At 41.8% G+C, this 15817-nt stretch carries 18 protein-coding genes; 11 read left to right on the top strand and 7 right to left on the bottom strand.

Translation table 11 applies throughout. The features are described from left to right. Positions 1-9: 9 nt before the first annotated feature. The gene (purC, locus tag CHA01nite_RS01325; RefSeq protein WP_146939419.1) at positions 10-729 is read left to right on the top strand and encodes a phosphoribosylaminoimidazolesuccinocarboxamide synthase; all 720 of its coding nucleotides are present in this window, start codon (positions 10-12) and stop codon (positions 727-729) included. A gap of 97 nt (positions 730-826) precedes the next feature. Next, positions 827-2326 (top strand): amidophosphoribosyltransferase, encoded by a 1500-nt coding sequence (gene purF / locus CHA01nite_RS01330; RefSeq protein ID WP_146939420.1) that lies wholly within the window; start codon positions 827-829, stop codon positions 2324-2326. Positions 2327-2399: 73 nt separating this feature from the next. Here the strand turns inward: purF and CHA01nite_RS01335 are convergent, their stop codons facing one another. From CHA01nite_RS01335 to aroB, 6 genes are all read right to left on the bottom strand, one after another. Next, positions 2400-2984 (bottom strand): porin family protein, encoded by a 585-nt coding sequence (locus tag CHA01nite_RS01335; RefSeq protein ID WP_146939421.1) that lies wholly within the window; start codon positions 2982-2984, stop codon positions 2400-2402. Positions 2985-3213: 229 nt separating this feature from the next. Then, complete coding sequence (locus tag CHA01nite_RS20765) at positions 3214-3621, bottom strand: outer membrane beta-barrel protein (RefSeq protein ID WP_262712127.1); 408 nt, start codon at positions 3619-3621, stop codon at positions 3214-3216. Next, positions 3588-3851 (bottom strand): hypothetical protein, encoded by a 264-nt coding sequence (locus CHA01nite_RS20770; protein ID WP_228458310.1) that lies wholly within the window; start codon positions 3849-3851, stop codon positions 3588-3590. The genes CHA01nite_RS20765 and CHA01nite_RS20770 overlap by 34 nt, the downstream gene beginning before the upstream one ends. Positions 3852-4344: 493 nt before the next feature. Next, positions 4345-5067 carry a porin family protein gene (locus tag CHA01nite_RS01345; protein WP_146939422.1) on the bottom strand — a complete coding sequence of 241 codons (723 nt, stop codon included), beginning with the start codon at positions 5065-5067 and terminating at the stop codon, positions 4345-4347. 240 nt (positions 5068-5307) lie between these two features. Further along, positions 5308-6000: a porin family protein gene (locus CHA01nite_RS01350; RefSeq protein WP_146939423.1), complete on the bottom strand. Its 693-nt coding sequence runs from the start codon at positions 5998-6000 to the stop codon at positions 5308-5310. 282 nt (positions 6001-6282) lie between these two features. Then, positions 6283-7329 carry a 3-dehydroquinate synthase gene (gene aroB / locus CHA01nite_RS01355; protein ID WP_146939424.1) on the bottom strand — a complete coding sequence of 349 codons (1047 nt, stop codon included), beginning with the start codon at positions 7327-7329 and terminating at the stop codon, positions 6283-6285. Between the two features lie 103 nt (positions 7330-7432). On the opposite strand from aroB, the gene CHA01nite_RS01360 reads away from it, so the two are divergent. Then, positions 7433-8629, top strand: coding sequence for a pseudouridine synthase (locus CHA01nite_RS01360; protein ID WP_228458311.1), 1197 nt, complete (start codon positions 7433-7435; stop codon positions 8627-8629). Between the two features lie 259 nt (positions 8630-8888). Here CHA01nite_RS01360 and pncA read toward each other — a convergent pair whose 3' ends face one another. Continuing rightward, a complete protein-coding gene (pncA, locus tag CHA01nite_RS01365; RefSeq protein ID WP_146939425.1) occupies positions 8889-9494 on the bottom strand; it encodes a bifunctional nicotinamidase/pyrazinamidase in 606 nt (201 codons plus the stop codon). A 159-nt stretch (positions 9495-9653) separates the two neighbouring features. On the opposite strand from pncA, the gene CHA01nite_RS01370 reads away from it, so the two are divergent. From CHA01nite_RS01370 to CHA01nite_RS01405, 8 genes are all read left to right on the top strand, one after another. Further along, the gene (locus CHA01nite_RS01370) at positions 9654-10796 is read left to right on the top strand and encodes a DEAD/DEAH box helicase (protein WP_146939426.1); all 1143 of its coding nucleotides are present in this window, start codon (positions 9654-9656) and stop codon (positions 10794-10796) included. Between the two features lie 290 nt (positions 10797-11086). Then, positions 11087-11623 (top strand): YfiT family bacillithiol transferase, encoded by a 537-nt coding sequence (locus CHA01nite_RS01375; RefSeq protein WP_146939427.1) that lies wholly within the window; start codon positions 11087-11089, stop codon positions 11621-11623. Next, positions 11617-12078 (top strand): DUF1569 domain-containing protein, encoded by a 462-nt coding sequence (locus CHA01nite_RS21040; protein ID WP_373869008.1) that lies wholly within the window; start codon positions 11617-11619, stop codon positions 12076-12078. The genes CHA01nite_RS01375 and CHA01nite_RS21040 overlap by 7 nt, the downstream gene beginning before the upstream one ends. Beyond that, positions 12075-12455 (top strand): bacillithiol system redox-active protein YtxJ, encoded by a 381-nt coding sequence (ytxJ, locus tag CHA01nite_RS01385; RefSeq protein ID WP_146939428.1) that lies wholly within the window; start codon positions 12075-12077, stop codon positions 12453-12455. The genes CHA01nite_RS21040 and ytxJ overlap by 4 nt, the downstream gene beginning before the upstream one ends. After that, complete coding sequence (locus CHA01nite_RS01390) at positions 12452-13048, top strand: Crp/Fnr family transcriptional regulator (RefSeq protein ID WP_146939429.1); 597 nt, start codon at positions 12452-12454, stop codon at positions 13046-13048. Before ytxJ ends, CHA01nite_RS01390 begins: the two co-directional genes overlap by 4 nt. Before the next feature lie 470 nt (positions 13049-13518). Further along, positions 13519-13728, top strand: a complete 210-nt coding sequence (locus CHA01nite_RS01395; RefSeq protein ID WP_146939430.1) for a hypothetical protein — start codon at positions 13519-13521, stop codon at positions 13726-13728. Between the two features lie 299 nt (positions 13729-14027). Then, the gene (locus CHA01nite_RS01400; RefSeq protein WP_146939431.1) at positions 14028-14624 is read left to right on the top strand and encodes a Crp/Fnr family transcriptional regulator; all 597 of its coding nucleotides are present in this window, start codon (positions 14028-14030) and stop codon (positions 14622-14624) included. 346 nt (positions 14625-14970) lie between these two features. Next, positions 14971-15765, top strand: coding sequence for a KGG domain-containing protein (locus CHA01nite_RS01405; RefSeq protein WP_146939432.1), 795 nt, complete (start codon positions 14971-14973; stop codon positions 15763-15765). Positions 15766-15817 lie beyond the last annotated feature (52 nt).

Raw genomic sequence — 15817 nt, forward strand, 5'->3', positions numbered from 1 at the left:
TTTCAGAAAATGGAAAAGAAAGAAATGTTGTACGAAGGTAAGGCAAAACAGGTATTTGCTACCGATAATCCTAACGAAGTAGTGGTACGTTTCAAAGACGATGCCACGGCATTTAATGCTCAGAAAAGAGGATCTGTGGATCTTAAGGGAGAAATGAACAACGCCATCACGACTCTTATTTTTGAATATTTAAATGAAAAAGGGATTAAGACTCATTTCATTAAACAGCTGGACGAAAGAGAGCAACTGGTAAAAAAAGTATCGATCATTCCTTTGGAAATGGTGGTAAGAAATTATTCCGCCGGAAGCATGGCCCAGAGATTAGGGGTGGAAGAAGGCATCAAATCGCCGGTGACCATCTTCGACATCTGCTACAAGAAAGATGAGCTGGGGGATCCGCTGATCAACGATCACCACGCGGTTTTTTTAGGTGCTGCGACGTATGAGGAGCTGGATGAGATGTATGAACTCACTTCAGACATCAACGAAATCCTGATCGATCTTTTTGATAAAATGAACATCATCCTGGTTGATTTTAAAATCGAGCTGGGAAAAACGGCAGACGGCGAGATTATCCTGGCAGACGAAATCTCTCCGGATACGTGCAGGCTTTGGGACAAAGACACCATGAAGAAGCTGGATAAAGACCGCTTCAGAAGGGATCTCGGGGAAGTTACCGAAGCTTATGTGGAGATCCACAACCGATTGAAAGCTGTTCTTGGCAAGTAAATAAATGCAGATCCATCCGATGCGGAATTTAACATAATGTAAGATTCTGCATCTAATGAATATCTGTCAACATAAAATCTAGATTAGAAAAAATAGAATGAAAAGTTTAGACATTCATAAAAGTGAATATTTAAAACAATTTGAAACCGAGACCTACGGACGGAATCTTTTCAGAACGCAGGAAGAAGAAAGGCTGGACGCCCCGAATGAGGAGTGCGGCATCTTCGGAATGTATTCTGATGATGATCTGGATACGTTTTCGCTTTCACAGTTCGGTCTTTTTGCTTTGCAGCACAGAGGCCAGGAAGCCTGCGGTATATCTGTTTTAAAGAACGGAAGGATCACCAATATGAAAGACGAAGGGCTGGTTCTGGATGTTTATAAAGAGATCTCCGATCCTGAAACTTTTATGGGGAATTCTGCCATCGGGCATACCCGTTACACAACGGCAGGAGACAAAAAGAAATATAATTTCCAGCCGTTCTTCGCCAAAAACGAGTACGACCAGATTATCCTTTCCATTGCCCACAACGGGAACCTGACCAATGCCAAAGAGCTCAAAGCGGAACTTGAGGCGGAGGGTGTGGTCTTCAGGGCGACTTCAGATTCCGAGGTCATTTTGAGGCTGATCCAGAAAAACCTCGATCTGGGTCTTCGCGGAGCCATTAAAGCGACGATGGATAAAATTGAAGGGGCTTATTCGGTGGTTGGAATGACGAGAAATAAATTCTTTGCCTTCAGGGATTTCAACGGGATCAGGCCGTTGGTTCTGGGAGCAATCAATGAAAATTCTTACGTGGTGGCTTCCGAGTCGGTTGCTCTGGATGCGGTAGGGGCTCAGTATGTCCGGGATATTTTACCTGGAGAAATCATTTATACCAATGAGAACGAACCTGGAAAACTTCATTCCTATATGGTGGATGAAGAAAAAGGAAAGCAGCGGATCTGTTCTTTTGAATACATTTATTTTGCAAGACCTGACTCTTCTTTAGAGAATATCAATGTCTATGAGATCAGGGAGAAATCGGGAGAGAAGATCTGGGACCAGGCTCCGGTGGATGCGGATGTAGTGATCGGTGTACCCGACTCGGGTGTTCCGGCGGCTATCGGATTCTCCAAGGCTTCGGGAATTCCTTTCCGTCCTGTTCTGATCAAGAACCGGTATATCGGGAGAAGCTTCATCGTACCGACTCAGGAAATGAGAGAAAGGGTGGTGAACCTGAAACTGAATCCGATCATTTCGGAAATTAAAGACAAAAGAGTAGTGATCATCGATGATTCCATCGTTCGAGGTACCACTTCCAAGAGGCTGGTGAAGATCCTGAAAGATGCCGGCGTTAAAGAGATCCACTTCAGAAGTGTTTCCCCGCCGATCATTGCCCCTTGTTACTTAGGTATCGATACCCCTTCCAAGGACGATCTTATTTCCGCCAATATGTCTACGGAACAGCTGAGGGATTATCTGGGGGTAGATTCCCTGGAGTTCCTGAGTGTAGAAAACCTAAAGGAAATTTTAGGCTCTGCCAACCACTGCTTCGGATGCTTTACCGAGCAATATCCGGTAGGAAAAGGAGAAGAAGTGGAATTATTTAATTAAAAATTTTAATTCTAATAAATAAAAAACGTCAGACTTAGATTTAAGTCTGACGTTTCTATTTTCTCTTAATGGCTTAGAATTTATAAGCTAAACCAATCTGGAATACATTATTTTTTCCTTCAGCTTCAGTACCCTGGATTTCTTTGGCAATGTCTGTAAGACCTGCAACGTATCTTGCAGTAATACCGATATTGTTATTGAAATAATATCCGGCACCAAGACCCAGTCCGAAATCAAAGCCTTTGATATAATCCTTGGCATCAACAGATACAGACTGATATTTAAATTTAGAATCGATCAGAAAACTGAATTGAGGTCCAGCTTCAAGATATAAGTTCGGAAGAGCGTTGTACTGAAACATTACCGGAACCGAGATATAGCTTAAATTCACTTTTAAATCATCCATTCCTTCAGCTTTTGCTCCTGCTCCGTTATATAAAACTTCCGGCTGAATACTGAAGTTTGATGCCAATGGAATATTTGCAAACGCGCCTCCGTAAAATCCTGCTTTTGCTTTTGAGTCGCCACCGGAAATTGTAGCAACGTTAAGTCCGGCTTTAAGTCCGAATCTTACCGGTGAAGCAGAAGAAGCTGCTTTTTCCTGAGCAAAGGATAAGGTACCTGCTGTAATGGCAAGTCCTAAGAAAAACTTTTTCATAGTTATTATTTTTAATATTATTTAAAGTCTCGCAATTTAAGAAAAATATTATACATCCTGCATGCAAAAGTTCAGTTTTCATCAGAGATTATCGTCTTTCAGTTAAAATTAATTTTCCTTATATGTTACTCTAAAAATCAAGTACAATTCACTATCTATTAATCATTGCTTTGGATATGAAATAATACAGTACGGTGAATTGAAAGGAAAAGCAAATATTAAAACTAGTTTATATAGAATCAAAACCCGGATTTCGGTAAAATCCGGGTTTTAAAGGATAGGAATTTACTTTAAAATTTATACGCGACTCCAACCTGGAAAAGTTGTTTCTCATATCATTACCCTGACCGTTTTCTATGATATTGGTAAGCCCGGCAATATACCGGGCGGTAACACCAGAGCCCTGTTCAAAACAGTATCCGGCACCCAACCAGGGTTCGAAGTCGAATCCGTTGTAATGTCTTGTTGCATCCACCGATCGGTTGTCATTCCTGATTTTTTTATTGATCGCAAAACTGAGCTGCGGACCTGCCTCAAGATATGATACGGGAAGAATATTGTACTGTAGCATCACGGGAACCGAAATATAATAGAGATTCAGTCTTATGCTGGAATTATCCTTATTTTTAGCACCCATTCCGCTGTACAAAACTTCAGGCTGTAGCCTGAATCACGGACTACCGGACTATTGGCAGATACGCCTCCGTAGATTCCCGCTTTTGTTTTGGTATCATCAGAGCTGATGGCAGAAACGTTAAGTCCTGCTTTAATCCCGGATCTTACCGGTGAAGCAGCAGCAGCAGCCTGTTCCTGAGCGAAACACATAAGACCTGCAGAAATGGCGAACCCGAAGGAAAGTTTTTTCATTGGTATTATTTTAAAATTTTCAATTTCCTGCAATTTAATGTGAATTCGACCGTATTGACATTATATTCAACCGATTATTTAAATCAAAAATAAAAAGTAGAATGATTCAGTCGGGATTTTGGATACCACTCATCCTGGCAGAATGAATAAACGGTTGACGCTTCTGACATGATTTTATCCTATCCTGTACCAAGCCGGCACTTCAGGACTTTGAAACGATTAATCCGTCTCTGATTGAAAATAACCGAGACCGGTTATTGAGGATCAGATAAAAACTCCTCTGATAAAGTGGTAACCTGTTCAGTTTGATGATCAGGACCTTTCCTTTATTTGACAAGAGAAACTTCCGGCATCCGGCAGCTCTTCCAGCCGCTGAATCCAGGTTCTCTTCTTCGTGTTTACGTTAATTTAATAAAAAAAGGATATACCTTCTATACAAAAGGTCAGGCTTCATGGTAAAGCCTGACCTTTCTTATTGAATTGAAAATTTGTTTTAGAATTTATAATTCAGTCCCAACTGGAATACTCTGTTGGTATTGACGTTTTTCTGTGCATCGGTTACCGCATTCGAGTTATCATAAATATGCGTTAAACTGTTAACATATCTTGCGTTGATGCCTAAGTTAGGTGTAAAATAATAGCCAAGACCTACGCCGAATCCCAAATTGAATTTCTTGATATTGTCTTTATCAATGCTTTCCGAAGCGGAAACAGTCTGGGTTGTCGTTGTGCCGGCAGTCGTAGTGGAGATGGTCTGTTCCCCTTTATTTTTTCCGTCCACAAAATAGCTTACTTCAGGCCCTGCTTCTACATAGAAATTATCTGTAGGCTTCATCTGGAGCATCACCGGTACCGAAATATAATTCAGGGTAGTGCTGTAGTCCTGTCTGGTTCTTACCGTTGTTGTTCCGGCGGTTGTTTCATTGTCGGATATTACGCTTTTTGCGCCCATCTGGTTGTAAAGAACCTCCGGCTGCAAAGCAAATTTTTCAGTTAAAGGAACATTTACGAAAACCCCTGCATTAAAACCGATCTTCTGGTTTTTGGCTGTAAGTTGCTGTTCGCTGAACTGGGCAGCCGTAGCAGCACCTTTAATACCGAATCTTACAGGTTCTTTCACCTTCATTGGAGGAACGGGTGCCGGTGTCGGTTGAACTTCCTGTGCAAATGCCATAGACGTAGCGGCCACAGCCATTCCTAAAAATAACTTCTTCATAATTTTACATTTAAATTTTACTGTTGTTGAAAGCCTGGTATTTCAATCAGGCATGAACTATTTTGCAAAAGGCTTGCCATTAAAGGCTTTGTAAAGAATATAATGGAATAGAATTAGGAATGATCCGGAATTAATTGTATGCTAAGCATGGGATATGAGAAATACAAATAAAGATAAAGGTCAGCTCCGAATGAAACTGACCTTTTATTGAAATCAAAATTATTTTTAATTTTCTGTTTCTTAGAATTTAAAAGCTAAACCAACCTGGAATACATTGTTTCTGATAGCATCAGAACCGTTTGGTCTGTTTTTAATTACATCTGTAAGTCCTGCAACATATCTTGCAGTAATACCGAAATTATCTGTAAAATAATATCCTGCTCCTAAACCAAGACCAAAGTTAAAAGTATTCAGGTTATCTTTATCAATATCTTCTGTATAACTGGAATTAGCTACGCTGCTTGAAGATCCATTGGTTGTGGTAACTGTTCTGTCTCCTTTATTCTTAGCAGTAACGTTAAAACCGAATTCAGGTCCTGCTTCAACATAGAAGTTAGGTACGAATTTGTACTGGAACATTACCGGTACTGTAATATAATCCAAATGAGTTGAATAAGATTCTACATCTCTTGTCGTAGTACCTAATACAGTATACTCGTTCACACTTTCAACTTTAGCTCCGTACTGAGAATATAGAACCTCCGGTTGTACGCTGAAAGATGCAGCTAACGGAATGTTTGCAAATAAACCTGCATTGAAACCTATTTTAGATTTTTGGTCCTGAAGACTTGCATCTTTAGATAATGAAGCAACGTTCATCCCTGCTTTAATACCGAATTGTACCGGGCTGGCAGATGAAGACATTCCTGTTGTAGTCTGAGCAAATGCCATAGATCCTGCTGCAAGTGCCATTCCTAAGATTAACTTTTTCATAACTTTAATTTTTTTAATTTTACTATTTTTCTAATTCTAAATTTTACTACTGCCGACCCGGATTCCGGATGGACGGAAGGAATCTTTCAAATTGCTTGCCAAAAAGGGAAATCATGATTAAAGTCATGAAAAATCCGCCTGTACGGACAAGCGGATTTTATTTTTAAAAATTTGATTTTCAATATTTTGTTTGCTTTTTCTTCAAAATTATTCAGAACTGGTCTAAATTGAAAATTCAGGTAAAAAAGCGGTAACCTGCCGGGAAAACAGCCTTCAGAATATTTAAACGTTGTTGAGTCTGCGATAGAAATCCAGAGATCCTGCAATGTTTTCCTCGCTGCACTGATGATCGAAGACACAGCTTCCGATGCCTGATATCAAAGAAAAGTTAATCCTGCGGTCCGTATTTTTTTTATCATTCCATAAAAGATCAAAAATATCTTCGTCTTTAAAATCGCTGATATCCACATAAGGATAGTATTTCTTCAGGCTTTCGATGATGGCGGTGCTGTCCTCTCCGGAAATCAGGTCTTCAAGGTAAGCCAGATGGGTTTCGGCGATCATCCCCATAGCTACGGCCTCGCCGTGAAGCACAGGATTTCCCTGGTGCAGGCAGAGGCTCTCAACAGCATGGCCAATGGTATGTCCGAAATTCAGGGTCTTGCGGATGTTTTTTTCCTGGAAATCCTTATTCACCACTTCCTGCTTGATCCCCATCGACGTTTCGATATGAGGAATGATCCCTTCAAGATCCGGCTTGTTCATCCGGATGAGATTTTCCCAATGGATTTTATCGGCAATCAGCCCGTGTTTCAGCATTTCGGCAAAACCGCTTCTCAGCTCTTTAAATGGTAATGTTTCCAGGAATTTCGGATAGACGAAAATACGCTCCGGAAAAGTAAATGTTCCCACCATATTTTTATAATGCATAAGGTCAATCCCGGTTTTTCCGCCGATCGAGGCATCGCACATCGAGAGAAGCGTCGTGGGGATATTAATAAACTGGATGCCTCTCTTATAGGTAGCGGCCACAAAACCGCCCATGTCTGTAATGACACCGCCGCCGAGATTGATGACCAGTGCTTTCCGGTCGGCCTTCATTTCCGTCAGGATTTCCCAAAGCTGATTCGCCGTCCGGATGTTCTTCATCTCTTCACCGGCCTCGACTTCCAGGATCTCGAAGCCCAGATCCGTTTCCATATTTCCCAAAAGTACAGGAAGACAGTACTCATGCGTATTTTCGTCCACAAGGATGAATATTTTACTGAAAGACTTTTCGTGGAGAAATTCGTTCAGCTGGGAAAAAGCGGGGTCTAATATTGTTATCATTTTCGGATTTTCTGTAAGGTTTGGTATAAAACTATGTACAAAGTTATGATTCTTAATTTTTAACTCGTTGCTAAATATACTATCTTTGCAAAAATATTTTAGAATGAGCAGAGACAATAATTCAGGAAAACCCAAAAGACCAAGAACTTCAACAAGAAATAATTCTGATGATTCTCGCGCTTCCGGATCCGGCAATTCCGGCTCCAAACCTTTTAAGAAATCTTTCCCTAAGGCTGGAGAAAGAAATTCCGACAGAGGATCCAATACAAGATTCGAAAAGAAACCTTTTGAAAGAAGTTCTGAAGGATTTGACGGCGGTAAGAAAGACACCAGCTATCAGGCCCGGATGGATAAGAAATATTCGAAAACCGACAGAGAGCCTTATATTACCACCGAAGGGGAGGGCAAGAAGACCTTCGGGAAACCGGCTCCTAAAAGAGGCGGGAAAAGTTTCGACACCCGTGATAAATACGAAAGAGGCAGCCTGAAATACGGAAAAAGACCTTCCGCAGAAGGTGATGACCGACAGGACAAAGCCAGATCTTTTGTACAGAAAAGAAGGCTGAACAAGATCGATAAAGACGTCCATAAAGATACCGTACGTCTGAATAAATACATTGCCAACTCAGGGATTTGCAGCAGGAGGGAAGCCGACGAGCTGATTACCCAGGGGCTGGTGGAAGTTAACGGTAAAGTGGTGACCGAAATGGGATACCAGGTGGAAAAGACCGATAAAGTAGTTTTCGACGGACAGAACATTACGCCTGAAAAGCCGGTATACGTTCTCCTCAATAAACCGAAAGGCTATATTTCTACCACGAAAGACGATAAAGCAAGGAAAACCGTGATGGACCTGGTGGCCAATGCTTCGCCGTACCGCCTGTTCCCGGTTGGAAGGCTGGACCGTTCCACAACAGGCGTTATCCTGCTGACGAACGACGGACACATGACGAAGAAGCTGACGCACCCTTCTTTCGATGCCAAGAAAATCTATCATGTTACCCTGGATAAAAAGCTGACCCATGAAGACATGAAGCTTATTGCCGAAGGAATCCGTCTGGATGAAGGGGTAGCAGTTGTCGATCAGATTTCCTTTATCGAAGGCAAGCCGAAAAATGAAGTGGGCATTGAGATCCACATCGGCTGGAACCGGGTAATCAGAAGAATCTTTCAGCGACTGGGTTACGAAGTGGAAGCTTTAGACCGTGTCATGTTTGCCGGATTAACAAAGAAAAATATCAAAAGAGGACACTGGAGAATCCTTTCGGAACTGGAGGTGAACAATCTTAAAATGCTTTAAATAAAGTTTTTTAAGGATAAAATAAAACGGCATTGAAAATTTCAATGCCGTTTTCCGTTTACAGAAACAGATGTTTAACCATCCTGAAGTAAATCAGACCCCATATTCAGCAGGTTTTCAAAATAAAAAACAAAAAGTCTGGATAATGCTTAAAGAAAGCCTTTTTGATCATGAATACCTTTTGTATGGCAGTGACACAAGGGATTTCCAGCTTCCTTCTTCCACCTTCCCGTACTCTGATTTCTTGTACGGATTCAAGTTATCCTAACACTGTCACTCCTTTCTGGATCATTTCGTAAATGGCATCCCTTCCGTTGTCCGGCTTCACGTTTACCGCACGTGTGCCATTGAAGTGAAGACAGGTGACATAACCGCTGTTTACGGCGTCGATACAGGTGAATTTCACGCAATAATCCATGGCAAGACCTACAATCTCCACCAGTTGGATATCATGGAATTTTAAAAAGTCGTCCAGACCGGTTTTCATAAAGTGGTTGTTGTCCTGAAAACCGCTGTAGCTGTCGATTTCTACATTCTTCCCCTTCTGCACGATATGGGTTACCTTATCCCGGTTCAGGTCCTTATGGAATTCTGCTCCGGCAGTTCCCTGGATGCAGTGGTCCGGCCACATAAACTGCGGAACACCGTTCAGGATAATGCTTTCGCCTACCTTTCTGCCGTTAGTGCTGGCAAAGCTTTTATGATTGGCCGGATGCCAGTCCTGCGTCAGGACAATCTGGTCGTACTCGTTTTCTTCCATCAGGGCATTGATGTAAGGGATCACTTCATTGGCTTCCGGCACTGCCAGAGCCCCGCCCTGACAAAAATCATTCTGCACATCTACGATGATTAACGCTTTTTTCATATGTAATTCTTGAATTTCCGATAAATGTATAGAATCTATTCCTCAAAAAATTATCCAAAACTTTTTTATCGGACAAATCGGCATTATAATCCTAATCGGAACAGCTTTCTTTTTCTTCATGAAAACGCAATAGCTTATCTTTGCCTAAAATAAGTATTTATGTCATTTGAATCGCTGGGATTATCACACAACATTATCCGATCTGTAAACAAATTGGGTTACCTGAAACCTTTTCCGGTCCAGGAACAGGCCGTTCCTGTTATTCTGCAGGGCAAGGACCTGATGGGAATTGCGCAGACGGGATCAGGAAAGACAGCCTGTTTTGTAATGCCCGTCCTGGAAAAGCTTCAGAATGCGGAGGTTAAAAAAGACCGTAATGTCCAGGTTCTGATATTGGTTCCGACGAGGGAGCTTGCTATTCAGATCGATGAGGTTTTCAGGACTTTTACGGAAAACCTGAAGCGGGAAATCCGGACGATGGCAGTCTATGGCGGGGTTTCCATCAATCCGCAGATGAAAGGATTATTCGGAGTGGAAGTATTGATTGCTACGCCCGGCCGTCTGCTGGATCTCATAGACCATAATGCCTTAAGTATTTCAGGGATTAAGCATCTGATTATCGACGAAGCTGATAAAATGTTTCAGCTGGGCTTCGGGGAAGAGCTGGACAGGCTTTTTGCCATGATGCCGGTTGCTAAACAGACCATCTTATTTTCTGCAACGTTAAACGACAAGGTGGCCGAAATAAAGGAACGCCTTACGATTGATCCCGTCATTATCGAAATCAAAAAAGAAGATGTGGAAATCGACAATATCGAACAGCTGGCTTACCATGTTTCGCCGGAAAGCAAAGGTCCGTTTCTGCGCTATCTGATCAAAGAAAAGAAAGTGGAAAAAGCACTGGTTTTCGTGTCTTCCACGAGATCGGCCGATAATCTGGTTGAAAAGCTCAAAAAGAATAAAATCAAAGCCGTGGCCATTCACAGCCAGAAATCGCAGGGCGCCCGCCGGAATAACCTGGAAGAGTTCAGAGTAGACGGTGCACAGATCCTGGTCGCTACCGATCTGATCGGCCGTGGGATCCACATCGAATCATTGCCCTGCGTCATCAACTATGAATTGCCCCGTTCACCGCTGGATTATATTCACCGCATCGGAAGAACCGGCCGTGCCAATGAAAAAGGAACTGCCATCAGCATTCTTACGGATGATGAGCTGCAGCACTTCCGGGTGATCCAGAAGAAGATGGGAAAAAAGGTATCTCTACAGAGAACCGAAGGACTGGATCTTCACGGATATTAGGATGATACAGGCTGGAAGAGGGAAGCAGGATCCGGGGGGCATTTTTATCATAACCGATGATTCTTAGTTTAACTCGGAAATAAAGAAATAGTCGGGATGGCAGGCATTGAAATTGCTGTGAACCGAATTAAATTCAGTAAAAGTAAAATCCTGTCTGAGCATCCGGACCTGAAAAGGTATTACCGTTATTTTGTGGTGTTCCCGAAAATAATCCGTACGATAACAAAATGCTGTATTATCTGAAACACCAGCTGTCACCTTACTTAACATATTAAACAACATCATTAAAAATGAGCGACTCAGAACACAAAAAATTTCCGATCGGAAGGTTTGAAGAACCCGGAAACATCTGCGACATCAGGCTGGACGAATACATTAAAGTCATCAGGGATTTTCCGGGTAAACTGAAAAACCTGATCGAACATTTTACCGATGACCAGCTGGATACCCAGTACCGGGAGGGCGGATGGACGGTACGGCAGGTTATCAATCATCTGGCAGACAGCCACATCAATAGTTTTATGCGTTTGAAACTGGCCCTTACCGAAGAAAACCCCGTTATAAAACCTTATGACGAAGCCAGATGGGCAGAACTTCAGGACAGTCTGAGCATGCCCGTAAAACCGGCGATGCGGATGCTGAAAGGTACCCACCAGCGATGGACGGTCTTGCTGAAAAGTATGACCAACCGGCATTTTGAAAGAACGTTCCATCATCCTGAACACAATAAGAACTACAATCTGCGAAGTTATCTTGCCTTATATGCCTGGCACTGCAACCATCATTTTGCCCATATCGAAAACTTAAAGAAAGAAAAAGGTTGGTAAAAAAAAGTTTACATCATCCCCCCGACTTACGGGAAATCAGGGAAAGAATTTCCGGCCTCAGTAAGAATTCCCCCAGGAAGTGGGGAAAAATGGAGGTAAGCCAGATGATGCGGCACTGCAGCTGTGTGCTCCAGGTCCCTCAGCAAAAACTCACGCTTCCGCCTATCAACAGGCTGTTCCGCATGATCGGCATAGCCACAAAAAAAGAAATGCAGCTCTTCAACAACGGAATTCCGCGAAATATGCCGACTTTTCAAAAACTTATTGTTAATTTTGAATGTAATTTCGATGAAGAGCAACAAAATCTTCTGAAAACGCTTGATGATTATCTGATTCATTTCAAAAACGGCAGACTGCCGGGTCAGCATGTCCTTTTCGGGAAGATGGAGGAGCGGGACTGGGGCTTTTTGGAGTACAAACATCTCGATCATCATTTAAAACAATTTAACGTATGAGTTTTTTTGATAAAATATTCGGCGGAAAGGAAGAAGCCCCTGAGCAAAAGACTTTCTGGAAAAAAATAGAATCCGAAGAGGATCTGCAAAAGGCCATTGAAAGTTCTTCCGATCATAAGATAGCCATTTTCAAACATTCAACCAGCTGCTTTATCAGTAAAACGGTGCTGAGGAATTTCGAAAAAGAAGTAGCAGGCCTTGAGCATGAGGCAGAACTGTATTATCTCGACCTGCTGGCCCATCGACCGCTTTCCAATAAAATTGCGGAAGATCTCGGCGTAACCCACCAAAGCCCTCAGCTTATCGTTATCGAGAACGGAAAAGCTGTAAACAACGCATCTCATCAGAGTATTTCGGCAGATCAACTTTCGTCATGAAGAATATCAACAATTACCTGGCTAAGGTCCTGAATGTTCCTCTGGAAAGAGTGAATATGTGCAGCCTGCATTATGAAGCCAAAAAAGTACAGAAAAACCAGTTTCTGCTTCAGTATGGTGAAATCTGCAGATATATTTATTTTGTAGAGAAAGGACTTCTGAAAATGTATTCGATCGATAAGAACGGAAAAGAGCACATCATCCAGTTTGCACCGGAAAGCTGGCTGATTTCCGACCGGAGCAGCCTGTACTTCAACGAAAAATCCGTGTATTACATTGAAGCGGTAGAAGATTCAGAAATTCTGATGCTGCCCCCGGATTTTATCAACAGGCTGATCGAAGGATTCCCCAACAGTCTTGAACAAAGCGATATACTTCTGCAGAAGCATATTAAAAGCCTGCAGGACCGGATCAATTCTTTACTGGCAGAAACCGCAGAGGAACGGTACATGAAATTCATTAAAATGTATCCGGATCTCCTGTTAAGGGTTCCGCAGTGGATGATTGCTTCCTATCTGGGAATTACGCCTGAGAGTCTGAGCCGTGTACGTAAAGAGCTGGCAAGAAAAAATTTCGTTCCCGACAGCAAATAACGGGAATGAAAGTTTTTAACCTTGCACAGAATCATCATTTTTGCATTTTAACATAACCCGGATTATACCTGTCTAAAAAAGACTGGAATAAGGATGCTTGAAGCCTGAAACACCCTTGTTCAAAATACTCTCAGGAGCCTTGAATATTATATTTTTACTAAGCTGAAATTTTCTTAAAATTCCTGTTTTTTGTTCTTTTAATTTTTCGGAAAGCCAAATAAATATTATTCGGTTTACCTGATTTTTTATCATCTGTAATAAATTTTGTTATACTGCCGGCTGATTTCAGGCACCGAACGGTTTTTTGCATACCGGCCAGTTTCTTTCATATTACTATTAAAGTGGCATTGAAAATTTCGATTTTTAATCATAAAGTTTTTATAATTATGGAATTTATTGATTATGATCATAAATTTTTAATGATATATTCGCTTATCTTTGATCATCACACCACTTAAAATATAAATATTATGAAATTTTCATCAGCATTCGCAGCTTTAGGATTTCTTCTCCTGAGCTGTGAAAAAAAAGAAACCTCACCTCCTGCCGATATGCAGGATCCGATGGAAGTCACCGATAAAACTTCAGCTGCCCCGATGTCTTCAGACACTGTGACGGCAGCAGACAGTAGCCTTCGGCCAGGCAATGCCGTATCTGATACGACCAACACAGCACGATAAATTTACCATTGAAATTTAAGACCCGCTTAGACTAGGCCGGGTCATCATTCATGGTACGTATGATCTCCAAATGAGAAAGTAGGTATAATGAAAAAATTGCAAAATTAATACGATTAAAATTTTTGGTAAATTTATCTTAAAAGCTAAATATTAGATACTTAACGTCCGGTAAAGGTGATAATTTACTTCACCGGCGGTATAAGTCAGTGTTTACTATTCGCATTCATCATTTATTTATTATCCAATTTTACTTTTACTAAAGATGCTTGAAATTACAAGAAACACTAAAAAGGCAAAATATGATTATCAAGGAAGAACTTCTGTACTCGGCAGGAGCAACAGTAAAACAGTATAAACCAGCTGAAATTATTTTCAGTGAAGGCGATCCGGCTAATTATTATTACCAGATTATAACCGGAGAAGTAAAACTTAACAATTATAACGACGAGGGAAAAGAAATTATCCAGACCCTGCTGGAAGACGGACAGTGCATCGGAGAATCCCTTCTCTTTATGGATAAGCTCTATCCTATTAATGCTATTGCATTAACCAGCTGTAAGGTTCTTCGGCTTCCGAAAAACAATTTTTTCGAGCTCCTCAGGCAGTATCCCGATATCTCTTTCGAAATGAACCGGGTGCTTGCACAGCGACTTTATTTCAAAATTATCATGGCGCAAAACCTGGGCAGCCAAAGCCCGACGGCAAAGCTCAAAGTTCTGATGGATTACCTTAAAAGTTCCCAGGAAGAGCAGGCTCCTTATTCCTTCATGATTCCGCTTACACGGCAGCAGATGGCCAGTCTTACAGGTCTTTGCGTAGAAACCGCTATTCGTACGATAAAGATGATGGAGCGGAATAAAATCTTACAGATAAAAGACCGTAAGATTCTGTATTAATTTTCCGGGATAGGAGAGATGGCCTTTTTGCATCAGAACTTAAAAGAAACATTGAATAATAAGTTGTGTTATTGCTCCGGATATTCTGTGCGGGTATGATGGAAAGAAAAATATTAAAATACAAACCGTAACCCGTTGTATGGATTTACGGCCAACATGACTCCGGTCATAAAAAGGTGAATTATTCTATCGTAAATTTGAGTATATAATTCATCCATATTTCCCAGATACCTCATTTTAAGGTAATTATATTTTATTTTTTTTAACTGAAACCAAACCAATTGCTGTCTAATACTAGTCACGGCCGGCAATATTTATCACTTAATATTAACGTAAAAAAAAAGTTATGAACAACAGAAATTTAGGAAATCGTAGTTCAAGAGGAAATTCCAATTCTTCCGACAATCTTGAGGAAATCTATCAGCTGGGTTATGACCACGGATACAGCGACGCACAGAACGATGAAGATTATGACGATGACTTCTCAGAATACGAAAATTATTTTGAGGATGACGATTATGATGATGACTATGACGATTATGAAGATGATGATTATGATTATGATTATGAAGATGACGGCTATGATGACGAAAACGACTACAGGGCCAGAGGCCGTGGGAACAACGGAAACCAGCAGAGAGACGATCAGGGAAGGTTTACTTCAGGCGGCGGAAGAAGCGGCTCACGCGGAGGATCCGGAAGAGGATCGAACTCCGGCAGCAGATCCGGTTCGGGTTCCGGCGGTGGAAGAGGACGGTCTTCTTCTTCAGGGAACGGAAATTCAGGACGTGGCTTTGCAGCCATGAGCCCTGAAGAACGTACAAGAATTGCCCGTATGGGTGGTCAAGCGTCTCATGGCGGCGGAAGATCTTCTTCAGGCTCAGACTCAGATTCAGGAGGCAGATCAGGCGGAAGAGGTAATTCAGGTTCAGGCTCAGGATCCGGAAATAACAGTGGTTCCGGGCGGGGTTCCAGTTCTGGATCAGGAAATAGCTCAGGCAGTTCGCGGAGAGGTTTCGCCTCAATGAGCAGGGAAGAACGTACAAGGATCGCCCGCATGGGAGGCCAGGCTTCTCACAGAGGCGGCAGATCTTCTGGTTCCGGAAGATCCGGCTTCGGAGGCAGACGTAACAATTCATAATTCTTCAGGATTGCCTCTTTATAAGTGACGGTAAAGAGGCAATCTTTTAAAC

Source organism: Chryseobacterium hagamense (assembly GCF_007991455.1).
GTDB lineage: Bacteria > Bacteroidota > Bacteroidia > Flavobacteriales > Weeksellaceae > Chryseobacterium > Chryseobacterium hagamense.

What these genes read in the sequence shown, in the direction of transcription:
- purC (WP_146939419.1), top strand. Translation starts at nt 10, where the DNA reads ATGGAAAAGAAAGAAATGTTGTACGAAGGTAAGGCAAAACAGGTATTT.
- purF (WP_146939420.1), top strand. Translation starts at nt 827, where the DNA reads ATGAAAAGTTTAGACATTCATAAAAGTGAATATTTAAAACAATTTGAA.
- CHA01nite_RS01335 (WP_146939421.1), bottom strand. Translation starts at nt 2,984, where the DNA reads ATGAAAAAGTTTTTCTTAGGACTTGCCATTACAGCAGGTACCTTATCC.
- CHA01nite_RS20765 (WP_262712127.1), bottom strand. Translation starts at nt 3,621, where the DNA reads ATGGGTGCTAAAAATAAGGATAATTCCAGCATAAGACTGAATCTCTAT.
- CHA01nite_RS20770 (WP_228458310.1), bottom strand. Translation starts at nt 3,851, where the DNA reads ATGAAAAAACTTTCCTTCGGGTTCGCCATTTCTGCAGGTCTTATGTGT.
- CHA01nite_RS01345 (WP_146939422.1), bottom strand. Translation starts at nt 5,067, where the DNA reads ATGAAGAAGTTATTTTTAGGAATGGCTGTGGCCGCTACGTCTATGGCA.
- CHA01nite_RS01350 (WP_146939423.1), bottom strand. Translation starts at nt 6,000, where the DNA reads ATGAAAAAGTTAATCTTAGGAATGGCACTTGCAGCAGGATCTATGGCA.
- aroB (WP_146939424.1), bottom strand. Translation starts at nt 7,329, where the DNA reads ATGATAACAATATTAGACCCCGCTTTTTCCCAGCTGAACGAATTTCTC.
- CHA01nite_RS01360 (WP_228458311.1), top strand. Translation starts at nt 7,433, where the DNA reads ATGAGCAGAGACAATAATTCAGGAAAACCCAAAAGACCAAGAACTTCA.
- pncA (WP_146939425.1), bottom strand. Translation starts at nt 9,494, where the DNA reads ATGAAAAAAGCGTTAATCATCGTAGATGTGCAGAATGATTTTTGTCAG.
- CHA01nite_RS01370 (WP_146939426.1), top strand. Translation starts at nt 9,654, where the DNA reads ATGTCATTTGAATCGCTGGGATTATCACACAACATTATCCGATCTGTA.
- CHA01nite_RS01375 (WP_146939427.1), top strand. Translation starts at nt 11,087, where the DNA reads ATGAGCGACTCAGAACACAAAAAATTTCCGATCGGAAGGTTTGAAGAA.
- ytxJ (WP_146939428.1), top strand. Translation starts at nt 12,075, where the DNA reads ATGAGTTTTTTTGATAAAATATTCGGCGGAAAGGAAGAAGCCCCTGAG.
- CHA01nite_RS01390 (WP_146939429.1), top strand. Translation starts at nt 12,452, where the DNA reads ATGAAGAATATCAACAATTACCTGGCTAAGGTCCTGAATGTTCCTCTG.
- CHA01nite_RS01395 (WP_146939430.1), top strand. Translation starts at nt 13,519, where the DNA reads ATGAAATTTTCATCAGCATTCGCAGCTTTAGGATTTCTTCTCCTGAGC.
- CHA01nite_RS01400 (WP_146939431.1), top strand. Translation starts at nt 14,028, where the DNA reads ATGATTATCAAGGAAGAACTTCTGTACTCGGCAGGAGCAACAGTAAAA.
- CHA01nite_RS01405 (WP_146939432.1), top strand. Translation starts at nt 14,971, where the DNA reads ATGAACAACAGAAATTTAGGAAATCGTAGTTCAAGAGGAAATTCCAAT.